Source organism: Hymenobacter profundi, assembly GCF_019334315.1.
Lineage (GTDB): Bacteria > Bacteroidota > Bacteroidia > Cytophagales > Hymenobacteraceae > Hymenobacter > Hymenobacter profundi.
The window spans coordinates 1-17,460 of the sequence record NZ_JAHWGL010000021.1 but is presented as its reverse complement, the minus strand read 5'-3'; the positions used below and the strand labels follow the sequence as shown (position 1 = coordinate 17,460).

The window sequence follows — 17,460 nt, the reverse complement described above, 5'->3', positions numbered from 1 at the left end:
AGGGTAGGTTGCCAGGCGGTTGCTCCCGATGGGGGCATCTCGTGGGGCTCAGTGGCATTGCTGCGCCCGCATGGCACGGCGGTGCTGCACGTCCGCGCCATTGGCCTGCACACTCGCCCGGCTACGAGCATCTGGCGCTACACCAGGCAGCATGGCTACGACTTGCCAACCAAAGACAAGGGCTTTCCGCCCTGCGTGGTAGCCATGCAACATGCACAGGTACCAGTAGCCAAACTGGACGAATTCCTATTAGCCCAGCTGCCGCAGTTGCAAGAGTTTCTAGCAAAGCCACAGACGGAGTTTGGGGTGCTGGTGCTGTGGTTGGGGTAGGCATGTAAATTTCAGCTCAGATGCCGGTAGGCTTACCGTCGATGCTGCGGGCGTTGCGGGTGTGCCAATACTGCGCTACCTGCTCGGGGCCGCGCTGTTCCATGTAGTCGTTCAACTCGTCGCGCTCGGCCCGGTAGTCGAAGAACGGCACGGCCATGCCGCAGGAGGTCTGCACGAGGTCCACCTCGACTACTACTATCTGCCGGGAGCCAGGCAGGGGCGGGAACAGGGGGAGCAGCTCGGTCCACTCCGCGTCGCGGGGGTGGTACACGGTGGCGGTGCCGTAGAGGCGCAGGATGTTGGGCTTGCCCTCGAAGGCGCACCACATCAGGGTAATGCGGTTTACCTCCAGCAGGTGTGCGGCGGTTTCGTTGCCGCTGCCGGTCAGGTTCAGCCAGGCCACGCGGTTGACATCGAGCACGCGCAGGGTATCCTGGCCCTTGGGCGAGATATTGACGCGCCCATCCGCGGCGGCTGTGCCCACGAAGAACACGTGTTGCCGCTCGATAAAGGCCTGGGTTTCGGCGCTGATGGCGGGGTATTGCTTGCCCATGCAGGGAAGGAATTTAGCTGGATAACAAGGTAGAATCCTTAGTTATAGAGGCCAAGCCTTGTTTCAAGGTTAGTCACGCATTGCAATAGGCATGTGCTTACGTAGTTAGTCTCTGCCAATATAACTGAAGAGGTTTTATTCTTAAAATATGCTGAATAATTCAATCATATGTTAATTATTAGGGACTTGATAAGTATATATATTTGTTGTTAAAGAAGGGAAGGCTTTTTCCACTAGACTGTTAAACTTCTCTTTGTCATGCTGTGCGCGGTATAAGCTGCTATTCTTAACAATATATCGGAACATATTTCTCCAAATTCTCTGTAAAACAGATGTTTTTGATGATATTATGTATTTAATAAATTCAAGCATAATCAGTGTTATGAAAAATAAATTTTCATTTTGTCCTAAGATTTTCTTTGTATAATAAGATGTAAATGGTATCACTATGATAATAATAAATATATCAATTGCTCTAGTATAAAAAAGGGTACTTTTTAATATACGCAAAATTTCTTGATTTTGCATGTTGAGCATGTTGTCAAAATCATTATTGCGTTTTCTTGCTGCATCTAAAGTAGAACTTAAATCTTCTACTTTTTTATCCATTTCTGTTGTGGCAAACTCTTTGAACGATACATGCTTTATATCACTGTCTTCTATTTTAGCATCCAAGTATCTTTTGTCAATGTATGCTTTAATTATATCAATTGCTCTGTCAGAATCAGATGTTACACTCTGTAAGCTACTGACAAACCTTAGAATTTCTTTGCCTGCATATTTGTATGCAGTAGTTCTCTTCTTTAAAAAGCTAGCGAAAGTTGAAAAGTCAATTGCAGAAGCTTCACCAGATAAACAGCTATGTAATAAATAGAGCTGGCTTGGAAGGATAGTTTCAGCAATACGGCTATTAGTGTCGAGTATCTGATTTAATGATTTATCTGTTGTTAGATAGAAAGACTTGACGTCGGCATAGTTGTGGTTATTAGAACCTCTAAGGTTTTGCACACTCAATATGTTGTTTGCATCAACTTCAGAAGCTTCGCGTGTGTAATAGCTTCTTGTTTTGTGTTTTTCATTCCATATAGCGTCTGAAATACTTTTTATTTTGCCAGCCTCGAATTTCATTTCCTTTTGCTCAATATTGTATTTTTTGCAAAAAGCACTGAAATCAGCTAATAATTGCGTATCATATAAAGATGGTTTTGATACTATGCCAGCGGCTTGATATGCTAAATAGTGGGAAACAAAATCTTGATTGAAGCGAATGCTGTTGTCAGAAAAAACTTCTTGTGCAAGTTTTGTATCAACCCCGTATAGAACTTTTTCTAAAAATTGAGCAGACTTCGATAGTTTTTTTCTGAACTCCTTATTAGTGTGATTGGTTATTATAAATTTTATTCCTTGATGATGGCACATGTCAAAGAGCTGCTCTAGATTGGCCTTTCTTTCTGGTCCTCCAACACCAAGATATCTAAATATGACATTAGTATCTATTAAGTAAGTTTTATTAGAAAAAATATTAGCAGAAAAATTCTTTACTCCCTTGCCAGAAGTTACAATGGCAAATTCGACTGCTTTAAGGAAGTGCTTAAATAGAACATTGTTTTTCTCTGTATCCTTTTCGTCCAGAAAATCATTGAAAAGTTTAATGTTTTCTAATGAAAATTTTGTATCTAAATTTTTTGATATTATAGATTTTATATTTTCGGATGCAAATGAATTTATGTTTTCGTAAACAGAAATGTTTAGCATCTCAAGTAGGACAGGTCCTACTCCTTGATCATAATTTTTTGAATGTAAAAATTTATTTATTTGTTTAGATATATCATTTTCTGCTAAATTTCTGTTTATATCTTCTCGCTTTGTTCCTGACAAACTCAAGTATACTAATTCAACATCTGCCCTTTTTTGAATATTTTGGGATTTGTCTACAATTGGTAAAAATTGCTCTAAATGAATTGGTATTCCTAGATAAGTACTGGTATAACTGTAAACATCACTGACAGTAACTTCATCCTCTTGATCAAACAAGAAGTCAATAACTACAGATTCAACTACTTGATTAAAGTTAGCTGCCGTACTATCTTCCAGCATGCAGTTAAGTCGAAACAAGTCGAATCCTGTAGCCACCTGTTGAGTACTTTGTGTGATTTTCATTCTATTTCTAAAAAGATCTACAGAATAGCAATTTCTATAAAATTTTCTTGTTAAGACTTTGTAAATACTATTGATTTTAGTGTATTTTATGACTATGCCAATGTGAATAGCATATTGGAAGAATTGAATATTTTATTGGTGGCTACTCCCGCTTCAGCGCCTCCCGAATCCCGCTCAACCCACCGGCAATGCTTTCCAGCTTATCCAGTATTTGAAGGAGCTGGCCGGCGCCGGAGTTGCGGAGGTTGTTGCGGAAGGTGGCTTTGATTTCCTGCCAGCGGATTTGCTCGGCGGGGGTGAGCCAGCCCAGCAACTCGCGCAGCTTGAGCAGGTTGGCTTCGGTGGCGCTGGTGAGGGTTTGAGCTTCGCTGGCGTAGTGGGCGGCCAGTAGGTCTGTTATTTCCTGGTCGTTCATCACGGGGCGCACCTTCTCGGCCAGCTTGTTCATGTTGCGGTAGGAGCCTTGCAGCTTGAAGGGCGGCTCGGTGCGGTAGGCGTCGGCCTGGGCGGCGCTGGCAATGTAGGCGGCATTCACCTGGGCCACCACGTCGCGCAGGCGCAGCAGCTTTTGCAGCACGGCCACGTACTCGTTCAGCTCCTCGGGCGAGTGGTTGCCCTCCAGGCTCAGGCCGTCTTGCTGCCCGGTTTCGGCGAGGCGGATGAGGGCGGGCACGTCCTGGGGGCTTTGGGTGGCGAGGCGGCTGAGGGCGGCGTTGCTGGTAAGGGCGTTTTCGAGGTAGGAGAGGCGGAAGGCTTCCTCGGAGCCCGCGGTCAGGATGTCGCCGAGGTTGTAGATGTCGGCGCGGTTGGCCAGCATGTCGGGCAGCTGAAACACGTCGCCGCTTTCGGTGTAGGGGTTGCCGGCCATCACCACCGCCACCTTGCGGCCGCGGAAGTCGTAGGTGCGGGCGCGGCCCTCGTACACGCCCTCAATCTTGCGCTGGGCGTCGCAGAGCGAGATAAACTTCTGCAAAAACTCGGGGTGGCAGTGCTGAATGTCGTCCACGTAAATCATCACGTTGTCGCCCATCTCGAAGGCCAGGTTTAGCTTTTCCAGCTCCTGCCGCGCTCCGGCGTTGGGCGCCTGGGCGGGGTCTACGCTGGTCACGGCGTGCCCAATGGCTGGCCCGTTGATCTTCATGAAAATGAGGCCCAGCCGATTCGCCACGTACTCCATGAGGGTAGTCTTGCCGTAGCCGGGCGGCGAAATCAGCAGCAGCAGGCCCATGAGGTCGGTACGCTTGCCCTCGCCCGCCGTCCCGATCTGCTTGGCCAGGTTGGCCCCGATGAGGGGTAGGTACACTTTATCAATCAGCTGATTGCGCACAAACGACGTGAGTACCCTCGGGCGGAAATCTTCCAGGCGCATGTCCTGGGCAGCCCGCACCAGGAGCTGCTTCTTCAACTCCTGAAACTGCTCGAACTGCGGTACCAGCACCCGGTCGTAGTGCAGCAGCCGGCGACGGAAGTTGGGGAAGTTGAGGAGGTAGGTACGGTCGTCGGAGAGACGCGGGTGCGTGCCCTGGAAATCGGCGAGGACTTCGCGGGTAGGCGTGTGGATGACGCGAGTGGGGTCGAACGTGCCAGTGAGTAGGAGGACGGCTACCTCACCCCCCGACCCCCTCTCCTCGGGGAGAGGGGGAGCCAGACGATTGTTGTTCGACGGTTGTTGATTTTCTCCTTGAACTTGGGTTTGTGATACACCAGTGCCGTTTGCTGACGTCTGACTCCCCCCTCTCCCCGAGGAGAGGGGGGCTGGGGGGGTGAGGTCCACCGCCTGCACCCACTGCCGCACCAGCTGGAACTGCGCTACCGGCTGGTCCTGGAGTTGGCCGATGGACTGCTGGAACAGCTCTGTGGCCTGGCGCTCCTGTAGCTGCTTCTGAAACTGCTGGTACAGCTCGGCGACTTCCTGGGAGATGATGAAGGGGTTTTTGGGTTTTGGTTCTTGGTTTTTGGTCAGTTCTGATGTTGGAGAAGCACTACTTACCTGCGTCAGCGAAGCAAACAGGTAGTCGCCGGCTTCGGCTACCTGGTCTGGCGTAAACAGGCCGGTTTCGCGGGCGAAGGTTTCCACGGCGGCTTGCAGCTCGGTTTTCAACTGGTCGAACTCCTGCGAATCGGGAAAGACTTGCAGCAGCACGCCGATGCCCTGTAGCTGCCGCTCCCAGTGGGCGCGCTGGTCGGGGTCGGCGAAGCGCAGCCAGTAGAGGGCCGCGGCGGCGCGGGTGTCGGCGGGGTAGCGGAGTAGGCCGGCTGTGCGGGCGAGGCGCACCAGGGCCGTGAGCAGCAGGGCCGCATCGTGGTCGTGCACGCCTTTGAGGTAGCCTTCCTGGTAGCGCGCAGCCATAAACTGCTGCACGTAGGCCAATAGCTCCGCGTTGCTGAGGCGGCCTAGCTCAGTTACCGACAGCACGGCCGGACGACCGGCTTCGGGGTTGGCGGGGGTAGGGCGCTGAGCCGCTTGCAGAATGCGCCAGGCCAGAAACTCGGCCCGGTACACGTCCTGATTTTCCGATACCACCGTTTGCTCCCACACGGGCTTGGCCGCCAGCAGGGTAGGGTCGGTTATTTTCTGGAAAAAGTTGGTGCCCGTGAGGTGGTAGTGCAGGGCGTCGTCGCGCAGCACCACGGTCAGCTCCAGGGGCTGGGTGTTCACGGTGAAAGCGTGGGGACCAAATTTGAGGGTCTGGCCGCCGTCGGCGAACAAGTCAGCCCGGTCGCGGAGCTGGCGTACGGCGTCTTCGCGCAGGGTTTTCAGCCGGCTCTGCACGTCGTCGGCCTTCACCGAGTCGCCGAGGTTCAGCAGCTCCTGGGCGGTGTGGCGCACCTTCTCCACCATCACATCGGCGGCAAAGTACCCATTGATGTCCGCCACCGATTCCAGGCGGGCGAGGCGGCTTTGCACCGCTTTCAGCAGCCGCTCCGCCGATTGCAGCAAGGCAGTGGCGCGCTGGTTGCGGGCGGCCACCAGGGACGTTTTCTTCGCCTCGAAAGCTTCCACTACCTGCTCGCGCCGGGTGGTGAGCTGCTCGATAAACTGGTCGAAGTCGGGGAAACGACCTTCCAATTCTTCGAGCTGCACCATGAGCTTGGTCAGGTACTCGTCGCATTTGGCGGGCGTGTCGGCCAGGTCGAGGTAGTTGGTGAGGGCCTGTTCCAACAGCTTGAGCTGGGCCGTAAACTCCGCCTGAGCCTCGGTACCGGCCAGGGCCTGCCGCCTTCTTTTCAGGGCAGCCCGAATCTGATTGAAGCGGGCGTACACCGTCGAGATGTTGTCGATGATGGCCGTGGTCTGGGTAGGGTCGGGAATGGGCAGGTTGCTCACTACCTCAATCAGCAGCTCCAACTCTTGGGCCACGGCGGTGGCCTCCTGCTCGCGCTGGTCGGCCTCCACGGTTTTCTGCACCAGCTCCACACCGTCGGCAATAGCCTGCACGCGCTGGGCATAGGGTAGGAGGGCATCGGGCCGAAGTAGGAAGTCCACGGTTTGGGTGGCCACTTCCTTGCTCAACTCTTCCAGCTCGGCGGCGTGTTGTTCCACGGCCGGCAGCTCCACGTAGCGCAGTTCTTTCAACGAAATCACCGCGCCCCGCACCCCGCGCAGTTCACCCAGCAGCTGCACAAATTCCGTGACAGTATCGGGCGCCAAGCGGCGGATGCGGCTGGTTAGCTCGTCGGCCTTCTGGAAGACGGTTTGGATTTGCTGGGCGGTGTTTTTGCGGATGCTCTGCACCTTCTCAAACTCCTCCACTGCCGCCGTGGCCGTCTGACGAATGTCGCCCAACGGCTCAGCCAAGGCCTGGGCCGCAGGCTCGCGCAGCCAGTGGTAGGCGTCGGTGAGGGCGGTGGTCTGGCGAATCAGGTCGAGGTAGAGGCCGGCGTAGGAGTCGTCCTTGCTGGTCAGCGTCAGGACCTCCTGTACCTCACTCATGGCCCGCACTATCTCCTTGTTGCCCAGCTTGTAGAGGTAGGAATCGGAGGTGACGGGTAGCTCGAAATCCGGGGCCGTGTAGGGCGTTTGCCAGATCTGCACGGCGTGGTGCTTCTTGGGCTCGTCGTCGGCCCGGAAGTAGCACAGCTCCCCATTCTCGAACAGGGCGTAGCCGTGGCACACAATGGGGTTATCCACGCGCTGGGCAATGCGGTTGTAGCTCAGCAGCAGGTAGGTGCCGTGGTCTTTGTTGTAGAACACGTACAGGAAATCTTCACCGTTCGGCGACACTACCCGCTTCTCAAACAGCATCTCCCGCAAGCCGTTGTCGAACAGCTTGTTGTCGCCGGTTTGCAGGTAGAAGCCGTGCGGAAAAATCAGGCCCTGCCCGTCGGGCAGCAGCACGCAGGCATCGGCGAGGGCATCGAGGCGCTGGGCGGTTTTGAGCCGGTGATTGAAAATGAAGTAGCGGTACTGCTGCTCCTGGTAGGGCCTGATTTTCAACAGAATCAGGTTGCCCACCACGGCAAAGTAGATTTCCGAGTCGTCGAGGGTCTGGTCCTTGTCGTCCACCGGCTCGCTCAAAATTCCCTGTCCGGTGGCGGTGTTGTCTTCTACCTTGATGGTCAGGTCGCCGCCGATGGTTTCCACGAACACCTTGTCCTCAATGCTCACGTGCGGGTGCTTGCCCGTGCGCTGCATGTCGCGGGTGGCGCGCTGCCACTGGAACTCGTGCTGGGGCGGGAAGGTGTACTCGTGGTCGGAGCGGTTGTCGAGGTAGGTGAGGGTGTCGCCCTGCATCAGCCACTTAAACGTCTTCACATCGGAGGCGCTTTTCCCTACCCGAAACACCATAAACAGATGCACGCCCAGCACCGCAAACTTCACGAACTGGGTGTTCTTGTAGTAGCGGTACAGGTTACGGAACTCCTCCAGAAACTGCGGATTCTGCAAGAGCTCCAGTCCCAGCGGCCGGAAATCGTGCTCGGCGTATTCGTACACGCCAAACACATCGGCTAGGTCGGGCTCCGCTTTCAGGCCCAGCACCACGTTATAGCCAAAGATGAACTGCTGCCCCACCGGTACCATGTCCCAGGCCAAGCAGTTGTTTTCCGTGGTGATGCGGCCGGTGCCCAGCAGGCGCGTATCCACCGCCCCGAATACCTGCTTGCGCTCGGTGTTGAGCGCGTCGAGGCGCTGGCGCAGGCCAGTGCTGCTTTTTTGCAGGCGGTTGCGCAGAATTTCGTAGGTGCCGGTTTCGAGTTGGTTCATGGCGGGACCCCACCCCCCAGCCCCCTCCCCTCCGGGAGAGGGGGAGCCTGACGTTAGGTGGATGATTTTTATGTTAGGGGCGCTTGGGTTACCCTTGGTAAGGTAGGAGTAGCAGTTTTAGGTGCTCGGTAATAGTTTGCAGAACTTGTGGCGTGTTGTGTAGCACATCTTCGTTGGTGAAGCGCAGCACTAAAAAGCCCGCCTCCTGCAAATTATGCGTGCGGCCGCCATCATATTCGGCTTGTTCGGTCTCATTATGAATGCTACCATCCACTTCGATGATCAGCCAAGCTTCCAAGCAGACGAAATCGACGATAAACTGCTGAATGGCGTGCTGACGGCGAAACTGCACGCCCAACTTGTGGGCGCGTAGTTCTTGCCATAAATGATCTTCAGCGGGAGTAGGGTTCTTGCGGTTGGCACGAGCATACTCTTTCAGGCTTCTAGTCCACCGCTTCGCATCAGTGGTGTACATGCGGTAAGGCTCGTTCAACTCTGGGACCCCACCCCCCGACCCCCTCCCCTCCGGGAGAGGGGGAGCCTGAGGAGTCTCGTTCAGGTTTTCAGGATTATAATAGGTATTCATAGAGCTGTATACATAGAGTGGCATACCATATTAAAAGTATATTCTTCGCGCCGCCAGGCTCCCCCTCTCCCGGAGGGGAGGGGGCTGGGGGGTGGGGTTACTTCAACTCCAGCATCTTCGCCGGCTTATCACTAATCCCCAGCGCGGTAGCCGTGCCAGCCAGCTGCGTAATCGTTGCCCGCGTGGCATCATCACCAGCTTGGTTCATCATCTTCAGCAGCAGGGCCGAGACGCTGAGGTTCTTCATGTCCTCACTGCTCAGGCCGAACTGATCCACGAAGCGGCGCAAGTTGGTTTTGAAGTCGCCACCGCCGTTACCGTCGATGGAGAAGAAAGCGTCCTTCACGGTGCCCAGCACTTCACTGTTGTGCACGGCGCGGTCCACCATTTTACCCTTCGTAATGGAGCCGATGATCTGGTCGAAAAACATCGTTTCGCCACCCACGATGTCGATTTTGGCGGCTTTGAGCGCCTCGCCAATCACGTCGGCCTGCGAAGCAGCAATGTCCTTCTGAATGCTGATTTGGGCCAGCTCCACCGACTTCTCCTTGTCCAGGCGCAACTTGAACTCCTCGTGGTCCTTGCCTACCCCGTCGAGCTTCTTCATGGCATCGGCCTTGGCCTCGATGCCCTTGGCTTCCACCGCAAATTTTTGCTCCGATACGGCCGCTTCGGCCAGTCCTTTCTTCTGGTCGGCGTCGGCGCGGGCCTGGATGATGTCGGCGTCGGCGAGGCCTTTTTCGCGGTTGATTTTGGCGGCTACCAGACCCAGCTTTTCGTCAGCCTCGGCCTGCGCACCGGCTTTCGATTGGATAGCCTGGGCCTCGGCGGCAGCAGTGAGCTGCAATACAGTGGCTTCGGTTTCTCCTTCTTTCTGGCGGGCAGTAGCTTTGGCCTGCATCACCTGGGCTTCGGCCAAGCCTACGGCAGCGGCTTTGCTGGCTTCGGCTTCGGCCAGTGTCCGGATGGCCTGAGCCTTGAACTCGGCGGAAGCCTTCTCGGCTTCGGCGTCAATCAGGGCCTGCTTAGCGCGGAACTCGGCGGCTTGGCGCTCCATGTCGGCGTTGCCGACCATAGCTACCGTAGCGGCTTCGGTTTCCTGCTTGGCGGCCGTGAGGGCTACTAGCTTGTCGCGCTCGGCCAGGGCCTGGGCGCGGGTGTCCTTGATCTTTTCTTCCTCCTGAACGGTGGCTTTTTCTACCACAATTCGCTCCCGGATAATCGTCTGGATGTTCTTTTTCTCTTCTTCCAGCGCCTTTTCCTTTTCAATCTGGGCCAGTGCCACAATCCGCTCGCGCTCGTTGGCTTCCAAGGCTTTAGCCTGAGCCACGCGCTCAGTTTCCACGGCGTCGGTGCGCTGCTTGTTGCGCTCGGCTACCAGCACCTGCCGGTCGCGGTTTTGCTGGGCAATGCCTACCTCTTCCTCGGTGGCAATGCGGGCGCGCTCCGATTTCAGCTTTTCTTCCTGCTGCACCTTCTCGGTTTCGGCCAGCTCGCGGGCCTTGATGTTGGCAATTTCGCGCTTCTGCTTTTCCTGGTTCTCAACGAGTTGTTTATCAAGTTGCAGAATGGTTTCCTGGGCTTCCACGTCCTGCTTCTTGATGGTTTTTTGCATCTCGCGGGCAATGGAGTTGGCCTGGATTTTCTGCTCCGAAGTCAAAGCCACAATCTTCTTGATACCCTCAGCGTCGAGAATATTATCCTGGTTGAGCGAGGCCAGCGGCGTTTGCTCGAGGTAGTCGATGGCGCAGTCGTCGAGCACATAGCCGTTCAGATCGGTGCCGATGATGCGCAGAATTTCCAGTTTAAACTGTTCGCGCGAGTTGTATAATTCGATGAAATCGAACTGCTTGCCTACCGTCTTCAATGCCTCTGAGAACTTGGCATCGAACAGGTTTTCCAGCGCGGCTGGGTCAGAAGCGCGGCGCGTACCGATGCTCTGCGCCACCTGTACCACGTCGTCGTGCGTCTTGTTGACACGCACGTAGAAATTGACCTTTAAATCAGCCCGTAGGTTGTCTTTGCACACCAATCCTTCGGAACCAGCCCGCTGAATGACGATGGTCTTCAAGGTGATGTCCATCACCTCCAGCTTGTGCAATACGGGCACCACAAAGATGCCGGAGAAGGATACCTTCGTGTCGCCGAGGCCGGTGCGCACAAGGGCTTCGCCCTGCACGGCCTTTTGATACATTTTGACGAGCAGCGCGAACAAGCCCAGCAGCAAAAAGCCGATAATGAGCAGCACTGCCCACGATAATTGAGCAACCATAGAAGTAGGGAGTAAGAGTAGGGAAATAAATTCGGGGAAAAGATTAATCAAAGAGGGTATCCAACAGGCCCTCTACCAAAGATTCGGCCACGGACTCGTTGAGCCATTGCCAAGAGCGTTTCAACCGATGAAGCATGGTGCTAGCCCACCTGAATCTGTGGGTTCACTTGCCGCAACGCTTCAATGAAATTCGCCTTATCGCGGGGCGACACTAGAATTTCATCGTAGCGATTGTAATGGATGGCCAGCCGGTCAAGCGAAAGGGCTGCTGAGCTCATAGGATTGTGGGTAGGCTCCACCCGTGTAATGCTATCTACCGGCATCTGCACTCGCCACGGCCCGCATCGCACCAACAGATGGGTTTGCGTTATCGTGTAGTGCGTAGTGCGCATTAGGTAAAGAAAAAAGGCAACAACCGACAGATTCACGAGGGTAGCTATGAAATGGCCTGTTGTTTTCTGCCAGTGTAAAAAAGGTAGTACTAGCAACAATAATAGTATCGGCCCAAACAGCCACCAACTGATTTTGGAAGGAAAGAGGTGCTTCATTGTGGTTAGAAATCGGCTAAAAAATTAAAAAGCAAAACCAGCGCGTGCCCTGCGAGGCGCAAGCCTTTCCATAGCAATATTCCTACATCCAGAAGCAATTCTAGAGCGCCGGTCCACCCCTCCTGTGTTCGTTTGTTGCGCGACATTAGAGTGTGGAGCAGCTTGCTACTCTTCGTAGGGCTCAATTAAATAGCAGCGCCGTTGCGCGTCGAAGTCGATGACCAGGGCCGAGTCGCCCTTGCGTAGCTCGGTGACCGAGGCGGCGCGCACGTTGAGTACCAATGGCGCGCCGCTGGTTTGCGGTACCGCTGCTTGGCCCATGCGCTCGTGCGTGGTAGATAGGAGCACGGTGCATATCTTGCCCAGCGGTTGCCCGCCGGCATCGTGGTCTTTTTCCAGTGCCGCGAAGAGTTTAACGAAGGGCATAGTAAGCACCTTCGCCAGAAAAAGGCTTCCTACGAGCAATGGAAGCAGGAAAACTATACCTAATAACCAAAAAGTATTCTGCGTATAGTAATTGAGCAGGATGCTGCCAGCCCACAAGGGTAGGGCCACGAAGCTTAGAAACACCATCAGCGGCACGCGGCCCAGGTTGAAAAAGGCCAAGGCATTGTTCAACCAATCTACCCCTAGCTCGCCGTGGTGCAGGTGCGGCCCGGTGTGTGCGTCGAGGTCAACATCTGCGTCGGTGGCTACGTCCACGTCCAGCGCATCAATATGCACCAGCCCTACCACAACCGTGAGCCAGTAGAGCAGCACGAACACCAGCAGCCCGGTAGGGACCAAGTTGGGCGGCGAAACGGCGGCTTGTAGTAGCTCAGTCATGATGAAGGAAGAAAAAAGCCAAAGGGTACTTGCGCAGAAGCTGCGTTCTGTACTCAGACGTTAGATTGGGGTAGTAGAGAGTTGCCGCTTTAACTCGTTATTCTCAGCACGAAGGCGACGCGTGTAGCGACCAAAGGCTATGGTATATAATATGAGGCCCGCTGGAAATAGTCGAACCGCAGCAGTGGAATCGAGCCAACCAAACCAGTGTGAAAGAATAACAGCACTCAGTATAGCGGCACCGCTCCAATGAAATAGCTTCTCTTTGGCAGTCATCGATAGAAAGCGTAAAAAATTATAGCTGTTGATGCTGAGTTAGCTGCTCCTCCAACTCTATGTTGCGCTGGGCCAGCCGGCCCGCATACTGGGCGTACACCCTATTCGTCAGAATGCTACAGAGTAGTATCGCAATCATGCCCCAACCGGGGTCGAGCAGGTGAAACAGGCGCAATCCAACCACCACAATAACGATCAGCGAAGCGGCGTAGTAAAGAAACTTTTCGGTGGTAGTCATGAGAAGGAAATGGTTGGTTTGCTAGCTGTTAAGACAGATTACGTCGCCCTTTTTTCTACTCCGTGAGGCCCAGTTTCGCCTTCAGCGCCTGTACATTGGCAGCGGCTTGGCTGGTGCTGCTGCCAGCCAGGGCTTTGTCAATCTCGCCGTCGATGCTTTTGCTTTCGTTGGCGATTTGCCCGTACGATTCGGCTAGTGCTTCTTCCACGGCTACCTTTTCCTTCATGCGCTCCAGCAGCGCCACCGTGCCCGACGAATCGAGCTGGGCCAACTGTTTGTTGATGGTTTTGGTGGCGGTGCTCACCGTCTGACGGGCCTTTAGGGTCTTCAGCTCGTTTTCCCACTGCGAAATGGTCTGCTTGAGCTGCTGCACGTTCTCGCTCAGCTGCGCCGCCGACTTCTCAAATTGCTCCTGATCCTGAGTGGCGCGGGTGGTTTGGGCTTCGTTTTCTCCTTTTTTGAGCAATGCTTCGCCAGCTAGTCGGTCGGCTTCGGCGCTGTCCAAATCGCCCTTGTGTGCGCGTTGTAGTAGGAGCACAGCCTTGTTTTCGTAGTCGAGTGCCTTGGAGCGGAAGTTTTCGCCCTCGTTGCGCGCCCGAATGGCCATGGCTTTTACCTCGGCCAGCGCTTGCAGGCTCTTGTCGAGGTCCTGGCGCAGGTCGCGCAGGCCTTGCTCGGTGAGGTGAATGGGGTTTTCGAGCTGGTCGACAGCGGCGTGGGCTTCCGATTGCCCAATTTTGAAGAGGCGGGATAAAATGTTCATGTTGTTGATTTTTAATAGGTTAACTATTGATTTATTCTCTATGTCTCTGTCATCCTGAGCAGAGCGAAGGACCTTCTCACATCTGCCCGACAGGCGTACCAACGACTCGTTCTCTCGTGAGAAGGTCCTTCGCTCTGCTCAGGATGACAGAGACTCTTACAGGACGACAGAAATTCTTAACCCTTCGCGAAGCCAATCAGCTCCTCCGAATATTCGCTCAGCAGCAAACCCAGGGAGTTGAGCACGGCTTCCAGCTCCTGCCGGTCAAGGGTTTCGATTTGCAGCGTATCGCGGAAAATCACCTTGCGGCCCGATTCATCCAGGGCAAAAGCGCCGTGAATGATGTCGCGGTTTTTCTGGAGCAATTGCTGGTACACCTCGCACGAGGGCGCGGGCAGCTCCAGCAGGTATTGCTCCAGCAGCAGCAGCGGATCGGCGCAGCCAATCACCAGATTGCGAATGCCTAGCTCCGGCTTATCGACCACTAGGATGCCATCGGCTTCCACGGCCCGGCGAATGTCGAAGCCCAGCTCTAGCAGGTAGTTTTGGATGGTAGGGAAGTAGCAATTTTTCATAGCAAGAGAAGGAAAAGCATCCATAACGTTGGCAACTTAACCAGATAGAGCCACCGCCGGAAACCGGAACATTTTTCTGGTGGTAGCCCAGGCTCAAAAAAATAGCAGTTGTAAAAATGCTTCTAGTTGTATTGTAGTAGCTTTACGCTACAAGAATACTAAAAGTTGAAGATAAGCTCAAAGTTTGAGCATAAATATTTTTTCGCGCATGACTTACATCGGAAAGAACATCCGCAAAATAAGAACTGTTAAGAAGCTGAGTCAGGCGGCTTTCGCTGATTTATTTGGTCTAGCTCGGCCCAGTGTTGGGGCTTACGAAGAAGGAAGATCGGAGCCGAAAATGGAGACGCTGATCCAGATTGCTCAGCATTTTGGCTTATCAGTAGACTTGCTACTAACGAAAGAGCTAACCGTAAACGAGCTCTACAATTTTGATATTTTTCAGGAAGCATTGAAGGAAGCTCCTGTGGAAGAAGCCGCTTCCGAAGCCGACCGTCAAGCTCTGCTGACGCCGTTGGTGCCTGCCCGGCGCATACTGGAATATATTGTAAACTACCACGATAAGAGTTTTATCGATGGGTTGCAGCCGCTCACGTTTCCGCACACGCTGGGGCCGGTAACGCGAGCTTTTGAAATCAGCGGGGCCGATATGCAGCCTACCTTGCGCCACCAGGATGTGGTGCTGTGCTGCCGCGTAGACAAGGCTGTGCCGGTGCTGCACGTGGGGCGGCTCTATGCGTTTGTCACACAGAGCCGGCTGCTGGTGCGCCGCCTTGCCGAGCGCCTACCCAACGATGTGCTCAAACTACGAGCCGACAACCGCGACTATCCTGCGCAGGATTTTGCGCTCAGTCAAGCGCTGGAAATCTGGGAAATCAAAGCGCAGTTTACAACGCACTTGCACACGCCTACCTTGCTAGAAGATCGGGTGCAGGTATTGGAGCGTCAAGTGGAAGAATTGCTGGCCCGCATTGAGGGCTCGTGAGAGAGCCGTTTCGCACGGAATTAGAGAAGTAAAAAAGGGAGTTAACAGGAGTCTGTTCATATAACTGAACTTCCCTGTTAACTCCCTTTTTTACTTCTCTAACTCTGTGTGGAATGGAATTATTCGGCGTTGTGCGTCTGGCCCTGGTGGTGAGGAAAGCCAAACAGCCAAGACGTGAGGATGGGTACCAAGAAGATAGCGACCGTTAGGACCGTGAGGCCTACCTCGGCGGCAGTGCTGGCCAGAAACTCGCTGACGGGGTGTTGGGGTAGGAAGTGCTCAAACAAAGAGAACAATAGCTTCAGACCCAAAATGACGATGATGAGGAACGCGGCCGTTTCAAGAAAAGGGTATTTGCCCATGAGCACCACGAACGACTGCGCCACCAGTCGCATGGCCAGAATGCCGATAAACACGCCCGCACAAATCAGAATCAGATTGTTGGTGAAGGCCACGACGGCAAATACGTTGTCGATAGAGAAAGCCAGGTCCATCAGCTCGATAAGGGCCACGGTGGCCCAAAAGCCTCCCAGCAAGCGCTTGGTGGTGCGGTATATCCAACTCTTTTCCTTTTCGACGGTTTCGGCCTCATCCTCTTCCGCGGTGGGTTTCTTGCGGAAATGGTCGTAGGCAAGATACAGCAGGTAGAGGCCGCCAATGGGCTTCAAAAACCAGAATTGAATCAGGAACGAGGCAAAAACAATGCACAGCGCCCGGAACACGTAGGCGCCAAAAATGCCGTAGCGTAGCGCCTTCACACGCTGGTCGCGGGGCAGGTCGCTGACCATAGTAGCCAACACAGCAGCATTATCGATGGACAGTAAGCTCTCGATAATCACCAAGTTGCCTACGATAGCCAGCGAGGGTAGGGGGTGCGCGAGGATGTCTTGTAGGTGCGGAAGAAACATAGAGAAAAAGCAGTGCGAAGCGCCAAGGTAAGGAAGCTAGCGCAATGGTTAGAAGGTAGCGTGCGTGGCGGCCAGCTCGCGTAATAACGCACGCAGGTCGGTGGGCGTGTGCAGTTGCCGGGCTACCTGGGCCAGATAATCCGCTTCGGTGCGCAGCTGGCGCTTGAGCTGGCGCAGGCCGGCCTCCTGCTTTTTAGGCGTACTCCCCAGGAAGCTCCACGGGCCAAACTTCACTTCGTTGAGCTGCTGGCGCAGGTCGTGGAGCTGGCGGCGCAGGGCTTCGGTGTAGCGGATAAGTAGGGAGTCGTCGGTGGGCTCGGTTTCGTCTTCGGCCAGCAAATGCAGCAGCGTGTAGAGGTCGTGGGCCTCGTAGGCTTGCGTGATGCGCTGCATGCGGGTGGTTTTTTCGGCGGCCCGGGCGGGGTCGCGCTCTAGGTCGGGGTGGTTGGCGCGGGCCAGGCGGCGATACACGGTTTTGGCATTCACCAGCAGGCTTTGCTGATCTTGCTCTGCTTGTAGGGCCTCGGCGGCAGCGGCGCGCTCGGCTTTGGTCTGCCGCCGCCGGGGGCGTTCGGGCTCAGCGGCTGGCGTAGCAGCCTCCACCGTTTCGGACTGCTGGGGAGGGGCGTATTTCAGCAAAATATCCAGGGTTTCTACCCCAAAGCGCTCCTGTAAATCCTGGGCATTGGCTACTAGCAGCTCCGTAATTTGGCGCTCCTCGTCCCGGCTGAACGCGTTCCACAGCAAGGCATCTTCCAACGGCGCAAACAACGCTTGGCGGGCCGTCACCACGGCGTCGGCCAGCGGGCCTACCTGCTGCCAGTACCGGCGCCGGGCTTCTGCCTGCGTCGTTTCGGCCCGGCGCAGCTGCTCGCGCAGATTTTCTACCTCCACCAACGCCCGCTGGAAGGCTTGCTGGGTGAACATATTGGCCGTGAACGGACCATTGGAAGGCGTAAAAGAAAGCGGAGCCGACATGCGCGGGTACTAAATCAATGAATTCAACGAGACTACTCTATAAAGCCGCAACCCGGCCGGATGGTTCGGGGAAATACGGAGTAGGCGGGCCTTTGAATGAGGTAAAGTGATTTTCATAGCTGTTCTTAAATAGATATGCCGATTACCCCACCCCCAGCCCACACTCGCTTGATGCGCGATATCCTCCGGGAGAGGGGTGCCAGACGAAAGGTGAACTTGTGAAGAGTAAATGATTTACCGTTCACCATTTACAACCT

Annotated in this window: 14 protein-coding genes; 2 read left to right on the top strand and 12 right to left on the bottom strand. The window is 54.5% G+C overall.

Annotated elements, in window-relative coordinates:
• Positions 1–36: 36 nt before the first annotated feature.
• Positions 37–330, top strand: coding sequence for a DUF5615 family PIN-like protein (locus tag KYK14_RS07685; RefSeq protein ID WP_343217072.1), 294 nt, complete (start codon positions 37–39; stop codon positions 328–330).
• A gap of 16 nt (positions 331–346) precedes the next feature.
• Here KYK14_RS07685 and KYK14_RS07680 read toward each other — a convergent pair whose 3' ends face one another.
• The 10 genes from KYK14_RS07680 to KYK14_RS07635 form a co-directional block, all read right to left on the bottom strand.
• Positions 347–883, bottom strand: coding sequence for a pyridoxamine 5'-phosphate oxidase family protein (locus tag KYK14_RS07680; RefSeq protein ID WP_219158244.1), 537 nt, complete (start codon positions 881–883; stop codon positions 347–349).
• Positions 884–1,054: 171 nt separating this feature from the next.
• Entirely contained in the window at positions 1,055–3,043 is a 1,989-nt protein-coding gene (locus KYK14_RS07675) for a hypothetical protein (protein WP_219158242.1), read from the bottom strand.
• Between the two features lie 142 nt (positions 3,044–3,185).
• Positions 3,186–8,249 (bottom strand): DNA repair ATPase, encoded by a 5,064-nt coding sequence (locus KYK14_RS07670; protein WP_219158240.1) that lies wholly within the window; start codon positions 8,247–8,249, stop codon positions 3,186–3,188.
• Between the two features lie 88 nt (positions 8,250–8,337).
• Entirely contained in the window at positions 8,338–8,724 is a 387-nt protein-coding gene (locus KYK14_RS07665; RefSeq protein WP_208307013.1) for an endonuclease domain-containing protein, read from the bottom strand.
• Between the two features lie 208 nt (positions 8,725–8,932).
• Positions 8,933–11,107 carry a flotillin family protein gene (locus tag KYK14_RS07660; RefSeq protein WP_219158237.1) on the bottom strand — a complete coding sequence of 725 codons (2,175 nt, stop codon included), beginning with the start codon at positions 11,105–11,107 and terminating at the stop codon, positions 8,933–8,935.
• A gap of 140 nt (positions 11,108–11,247) precedes the next feature.
• The gene (locus KYK14_RS07655) at positions 11,248–11,499 is read right to left on the bottom strand and encodes a PH domain-containing protein (RefSeq protein ID WP_219158234.1); all 252 of its coding nucleotides are present in this window, start codon (positions 11,497–11,499) and stop codon (positions 11,248–11,250) included.
• A gap of 321 nt (positions 11,500–11,820) precedes the next feature.
• Positions 11,821–12,480 (bottom strand): hypothetical protein, encoded by a 660-nt coding sequence (locus KYK14_RS07650; RefSeq protein ID WP_219158232.1) that lies wholly within the window; start codon positions 12,478–12,480, stop codon positions 11,821–11,823.
• Positions 12,481–12,775: 295 nt separating this feature from the next.
• On the bottom strand, positions 12,776–12,994 hold the full coding sequence (locus KYK14_RS07645) for a hypothetical protein (RefSeq protein ID WP_185284140.1): 219 nt from the start codon (positions 12,992–12,994) through the stop codon (positions 12,776–12,778).
• Between the two features lie 55 nt (positions 12,995–13,049).
• The gene (locus KYK14_RS07640) at positions 13,050–13,757 is read right to left on the bottom strand and encodes a PspA/IM30 family protein (protein WP_219158230.1); all 708 of its coding nucleotides are present in this window, start codon (positions 13,755–13,757) and stop codon (positions 13,050–13,052) included.
• 176 nt (positions 13,758–13,933) lie between these two features.
• A complete protein-coding gene (locus tag KYK14_RS07635; protein WP_208307008.1) occupies positions 13,934–14,332 on the bottom strand; it encodes a YbjN domain-containing protein in 399 nt (132 codons plus the stop codon).
• A 208-nt stretch (positions 14,333–14,540) separates the two neighbouring features.
• On the opposite strand from KYK14_RS07635, the gene KYK14_RS07630 reads away from it, so the two are divergent.
• The gene (locus tag KYK14_RS07630; RefSeq protein WP_219158228.1) at positions 14,541–15,317 is read left to right on the top strand and encodes an XRE family transcriptional regulator; all 777 of its coding nucleotides are present in this window, start codon (positions 14,541–14,543) and stop codon (positions 15,315–15,317) included.
• Between the two features lie 119 nt (positions 15,318–15,436).
• Here the strand turns inward: KYK14_RS07630 and KYK14_RS07625 are convergent, their stop codons facing one another.
• Both KYK14_RS07625 and KYK14_RS07620 read right to left on the bottom strand, forming a co-directional pair.
• Entirely contained in the window at positions 15,437–16,225 is a 789-nt protein-coding gene (locus KYK14_RS07625; RefSeq protein WP_185284137.1) for a TerC family protein, read from the bottom strand.
• Between the two features lie 48 nt (positions 16,226–16,273).
• Positions 16,274–17,203, bottom strand: coding sequence for a J domain-containing protein (locus KYK14_RS07620; protein ID WP_219158225.1), 930 nt, complete (start codon positions 17,201–17,203; stop codon positions 16,274–16,276).
• Positions 17,204–17,460: the final 257 nt, after the last annotated feature.

Bases quoted from the DNA above. Each gene is read 5' to 3' on its own strand.
- KYK14_RS07680 (WP_219158244.1), bottom strand. From the start codon at position 883: ATGGGCAAGCAATACCCCGCCATCAGCGCCGAAACCCAGGCCTTTATC.
- KYK14_RS07675 (WP_219158242.1), bottom strand. From the start codon at position 3,043: ATGAAAATCACACAAAGTACTCAACAGGTGGCTACAGGATTCGACTTG.
- KYK14_RS07670 (WP_219158240.1), bottom strand. From the start codon at position 8,249: ATGAACCAACTCGAAACCGGCACCTACGAAATTCTGCGCAACCGCCTG.
- KYK14_RS07665 (WP_208307013.1), bottom strand. From the start codon at position 8,724: ATGTACACCACTGATGCGAAGCGGTGGACTAGAAGCCTGAAAGAGTAT.
- KYK14_RS07660 (WP_219158237.1), bottom strand. From the start codon at position 11,107: ATGGTTGCTCAATTATCGTGGGCAGTGCTGCTCATTATCGGCTTTTTG.
- KYK14_RS07655 (WP_219158234.1), bottom strand. From the start codon at position 11,499: ATGCGCACTACGCACTACACGATAACGCAAACCCATCTGTTGGTGCGA.
- KYK14_RS07650 (WP_219158232.1), bottom strand. From the start codon at position 12,480: ATGACTGAGCTACTACAAGCCGCCGTTTCGCCGCCCAACTTGGTCCCT.
- KYK14_RS07645 (WP_185284140.1), bottom strand. From the start codon at position 12,994: ATGACTACCACCGAAAAGTTTCTTTACTACGCCGCTTCGCTGATCGTT.
- KYK14_RS07640 (WP_219158230.1), bottom strand. From the start codon at position 13,757: ATGAACATTTTATCCCGCCTCTTCAAAATTGGGCAATCGGAAGCCCAC.
- KYK14_RS07635 (WP_208307008.1), bottom strand. From the start codon at position 14,332: ATGAAAAATTGCTACTTCCCTACCATCCAAAACTACCTGCTAGAGCTG.
- KYK14_RS07630 (WP_219158228.1), top strand. From the start codon at position 14,541: ATGACTTACATCGGAAAGAACATCCGCAAAATAAGAACTGTTAAGAAG.
- KYK14_RS07625 (WP_185284137.1), bottom strand. From the start codon at position 16,225: ATGTTTCTTCCGCACCTACAAGACATCCTCGCGCACCCCCTACCCTCG.
- KYK14_RS07620 (WP_219158225.1), bottom strand. From the start codon at position 17,203: ATGTCGGCTCCGCTTTCTTTTACGCCTTCCAATGGTCCGTTCACGGCC.